This window comes from Phormidium pseudopriestleyi FRX01 (assembly GCF_017313335.1).
Classification (GTDB): Bacteria; Cyanobacteriota; Cyanobacteriia; order Cyanobacteriales; family Laspinemataceae; genus Laspinema; species Laspinema pseudopriestleyi.
On sequence record NZ_JAFLQW010000189.1, the window covers coordinates 1 to 3,992 of the forward strand.

Annotated in this window: 4 protein-coding genes and 1 pseudogene; 2 read left to right on the plus strand and 3 right to left on the minus strand. The window is 45.7% G+C overall.

All coding sequences use genetic code 11. The annotated features are described in order from the left end of the window. Positions 1-116: 116 nt before the first annotated feature. Together J0895_RS06775 and J0895_RS06780 are read right to left on the minus strand one after the other, a co-directional pair. Positions 117-410 (minus strand): hypothetical protein, encoded by a 294-nt coding sequence (locus J0895_RS06775; protein WP_422894315.1) that lies wholly within the window; start codon positions 408-410, stop codon positions 117-119. A gap of 348 nt (positions 411-758) precedes the next feature. Beyond that, a complete protein-coding gene (locus J0895_RS06780) occupies positions 759-938 on the minus strand; it encodes a hypothetical protein (protein WP_207087345.1) in 180 nt (59 codons plus the stop codon). A 133-nt stretch (positions 939-1,071) separates the two neighbouring features. Here J0895_RS06780 and ald point away from each other — a divergent pair, with 133 nt between their 5' ends. After that, positions 1,072-2,160, plus strand: coding sequence for an alanine dehydrogenase (ald, locus tag J0895_RS06785; protein ID WP_207087346.1), 1,089 nt, complete (start codon positions 1,072-1,074; stop codon positions 2,158-2,160). 76 nt (positions 2,161-2,236) lie between these two features. Beyond that, positions 2,237-2,830, plus strand: coding sequence for a GNAT family N-acetyltransferase (locus J0895_RS06790; protein ID WP_207087347.1), 594 nt, complete (start codon positions 2,237-2,239; stop codon positions 2,828-2,830). A gap of 366 nt (positions 2,831-3,196) precedes the next feature. Here the strand turns inward: J0895_RS06790 and J0895_RS06795 are convergent. After that, a pseudogene (locus J0895_RS06795) lies at positions 3,197-3,984 on the minus strand (sensor histidine kinase). Between the last annotated feature and the right edge of the window lie 8 nt (positions 3,985-3,992).

Sequence of the window (3,992 nt, forward strand, 5' to 3'; positions counted from 1 at the left end):
ATCCCAAAGTGCCTATATATTCTGGAGTAACGTAGTAATCCTGGCTTAACGAATTACTCAGGCTAATGACACGCTCCTTAATTTCTTAAGAAGCCCGCACTGTAACGGTATTCCGTTCAGTGCGTGTTGTGGTCACAAATCATCAATAAGGGGAGGGGTTGACGAGAAGAAGCCGGGGGGAGATAATGTTCCGGCACTCGTTCGCGATCTAAAGGTTGGCTGCGTTGGAGTTGCCACCATCGTAAAGCTAAGGCCACGGTTACCAGGACGATGCCAAAACTAAACAGAGAAACGCTGTGGTCAATTCCTCCGAGGGCTGCATCTACGGCACCGACAATCACGATAAAGCTAGTAATAGGTTCTTGACGGTAGGCCGACTTTAGAAATCTAATCAATCCAGGATTCATCATAGTTAGTGTTTTATCTCTTGCGGGTAATTTTTTTCTAGGGTTAAAATTTAAAGTTGAGCCCCAAGTTTTGGAGGTGGGCAAGGCCCGTTCCCCCTTTTCATTGTAACGTTTCAAGGGTTGATTGTACTGTAACGTTTGGGGGTTTAGCTCAAAAGGGCGATCGCCTCCCCAGGTAATCTGTTGAACTCGGGGTCCAATGGGCTCAACCTACTGATGGTTTCTGCTGAAGGCGATCGCATTCCGGAGTTCTTTCAATTCTCCCGTGAGGTTTTAAACTCGACCGGATTCCCCCTCGGCGAGTCTAGGCATCGGGTGGGAATTGCCCACCCGACCACTTCACAAGATGACCTAATTGAGGCCCAACCAGGACAGCAATCCTTGTCCCGAGAGGTATTCGATCAGCAGAGTCAGGGCAAAACCAATCATCGCCGCCCGACCATTCAAGCGTTCAGCATACTTATTGAAGCCAAATTTTGGGTCTTCCAGCTTCGGGGTAACCGTAGGTCCGATAGGTTGGGGTTCTGTCATGGTGAGTCGGTTAATTTACAATTCTTAACGATTTATCATCTTCTATTGTAGGGAGACTGACTCATTCGTCAACAAGAATCCTTTTAAAATTTCCTAAATTAAGGTATTACAACGGAACCACAAGAGGTTATTCATGGAAATCGGCGTCCCTAAAGAAACAAAAGATCGGGAATATCGGGTGGGATTGAGTCCGAGTAGCGTCAGAGTCCTCACGGAAGACGGACATTCTGTTTTTATCGAAACCCATGCGGGGGTGGGTTCGGGATTCAGCGATCAAGAGTATGTGCATAGTGGGGGGAAAATTGTCCCCAGGGCCAAAGATGCTTGGAGTCGGGAATTGGTGGTAAAGGTCAAAGAACCCTTACCTGGGGAATATGGGTATTTGCACAAAGAGCAACTGCTGTTTACTTACCTACATTTAGCAGCCGATCGCCAATTAACCGAGACCCTGATGGAATCTGGCGTCTGTGCGATCGCCTATGAAACCGTCGAACTCCCAGATAAACGACTCCCCCTGCTCACCCCCATGAGCATTATCGCCGGTCGTCTCTCCGTGCAATTTGGCGCGAGATACCTCGAACGGCAACAAGGGGGTCGCGGAGTCCTCTTAGGAGGCGTTCCTGGCGTCAAACCGGGCCGTGTGGTCATCTTAGGCGGAGGGATCGTCGGCACCGAAGCGGCCAGGATAGCCGTGGGCATGGGGGCGCGAGTGCAAATTTTGGATATCAACGTCGATCGCCTCGCCTATCTCGAAACATTATTTGGGTCCCGGGTTGAACTGCTGTATAGCGAGTCCTTACAAATCGAGGCAACCGTTCCCAACGCCGACTTACTGATTGGTGCCGTCCTCATTCCCGGACGTCGTGCTCCAATTCTAGTCCCGCGTGAGGTGGTGGAAACCATGCATCCCGGGTCAGTGATTATTGATGTTGCAGTGGATCAAGGGGGTTGCGTGGAAACATTGCACCCCACTTCCCATACAAATCCTACTTATATTGAAGCCGGAGTTGTACATTATGGCGTACCCAATATGCCCGGTGCCGTCCCTTGGACCGCAACCCAAGCCCTTAATAATAGTACCTTACCTTATGTGGTGAAATTAGCCAAATACGGTATCAAAGCATTAGGATTCGATCCAGCTTTAGCCAAGGGTCTGAATGTGAAAAACTATCAACTTTTGCATCCTGATGTTCAGCATGTTTTCCCTGATTTAGTCCCGTAGAAATTAGCACAAGCTAGAGGATTTAAAGCGATTCCTCTAGCTGAGAGATGGAGACAGTTTGAATTGGGTAGAAAGAATGAAAAATTTCCTGGAAACTGAGCGGTTAATCCTGCGATATTTTAACGAAACTGATGTTCATCACCTTTTAGCATTAGACAGTGACCCGGCGGTGATGCGCTATATTAATGGCGGAATTCCTAGCAATTTTTCAGACATTGAAGCAGGGTTAGGCAACATTTTAAACTATTATGAAAATTACGAAAATTTAGGGTTTTGGGCTACTCATGAAAAAGTCACCGGAGAGTTGATCGGCTGGTTTCACTTTTACCCCGCCATCACCAGTCCCTTTGGGGTAGCTGCGAATCTCGTTCGAGAGGGGGAGATTACCCTAGGATATCGATTGCGGCAGTCCAGTTGGGGGAAGGGATATGGTACAGAAGGAGGGCGATCGCTCCGCGATCAAGGGTTTAATCAGTGGGGGGTAGAGAGAATCATTGCTTGGGCATTACAAGCTAATCAAGCCTCTATTCGAGTCATGGAAAAAATCGGGTTACAATTTGAATGTGATTATCACTTAAAGCCTGAGCAATTAACGGCCTTAAAACAACCCGAAGAACGGCTGATTCTCAAGTATGGGTGTGATAATATTCAATTTTTATCTCGTCCATAATCAAACATTAGCTAATTTTAATAATTTAATCTTGAACATTTAGTTATTGAACTATTTTAATAATTGTAAAATTATATATAGCGGTTCCTACGGTTATTCGGGTACATTTTTGGAGGGCGTAAAGCCTGAGCCCGGGCTTCGCTGTGCGGCGTAGCTGGTGCGGAGTACACAAACATCTTGAACGCTCAACTTTATCGTGAGATATAATTACTGAAAGAACCCCTAATTGTTAAATTTTATAAAAATAAAAAACGCAAAAAAAGATACAAAAAATACCCCATGCTATCATTTGTAAATATTAGCCAGTGAGCCTGTGTTCAACCCCTATTGACGAGGCAAGGAAGAGGAATCACTCAAGGTTGGGGTTCAGGGATGGTGAAGGGGAAGGGTGATTTCAAAGGTTGTACTAACGCCTGGGGTTGAATGACATATCAGAGTTCCATGATGCTTTTTAACAATCGTCTCATAACTGATATAAAGCCCTAACCCGGTGCCTTTTCCGACGGTTTTGGTGGTAAAAAAGGGGTCAAAATTTGACTTTGAACTTGCGGAGAAATACCCCGGCCATTATCCGTAATGGTTATTTGAATTTGCTCGCCTTCTAGTTCCCGCGTTTGGATGTGAATCGTTCCTGAATCAGGGGGGACATGGGTTGCGATCGCATCAATAGCATTGGAGAGAAGATTCATAAACACTTGATTAATCTCCCCCGCCAAGCATTCAACGGGAGGGACTTTACTATAGTCTTTGATTACCTCAATCTGGTGAGATGGAGGCGAGGAACCCTGGATGCGATGTTGTAGAATCAGCAGGGTACTTTCCAATCCTTCATGAATATCTACTGCTTTCAATTGAGATTCATCTAACCGGGAAAAATTCCGGAGACTCAAGACAATCCGCTGGATGCGATCGGCCCCTGATTTCATGGAATGTAGGAGTTTAAACAAATCTTTTTTAACAAAGGGTAAGTCAATTTGAGTTTCCATGTCCACAATATCTGGGTCTGATTCAGGATATTTTTCCTGATACAGGGACAACAGATCCAGGATGTTTTGAAAATAATCCGTAGCGGGAGAGAGATTGCTGTAAATAAAACTCACGGGATTATTAATTTCATGAGCAATTCCCGCAACTAACTGCCCCAAACTGGTCATTTTTTCAT

What these genes read in the sequence shown, in the direction of transcription:
- J0895_RS06775 (WP_422894315.1), bottom strand. Translation starts at nt 410, where the DNA reads ATGATGAATCCTGGATTGATTAGATTTCTAAAGTCGGCCTACCGTCAA.
- J0895_RS06780 (WP_207087345.1), bottom strand. Translation starts at nt 938, where the DNA reads ATGACAGAACCCCAACCTATCGGACCTACGGTTACCCCGAAGCTGGAA.
- ald (WP_207087346.1), top strand. Translation starts at nt 1,072, where the DNA reads ATGGAAATCGGCGTCCCTAAAGAAACAAAAGATCGGGAATATCGGGTG.
- J0895_RS06790 (WP_207087347.1), top strand. Translation starts at nt 2,237, where the DNA reads ATGAAAAATTTCCTGGAAACTGAGCGGTTAATCCTGCGATATTTTAAC.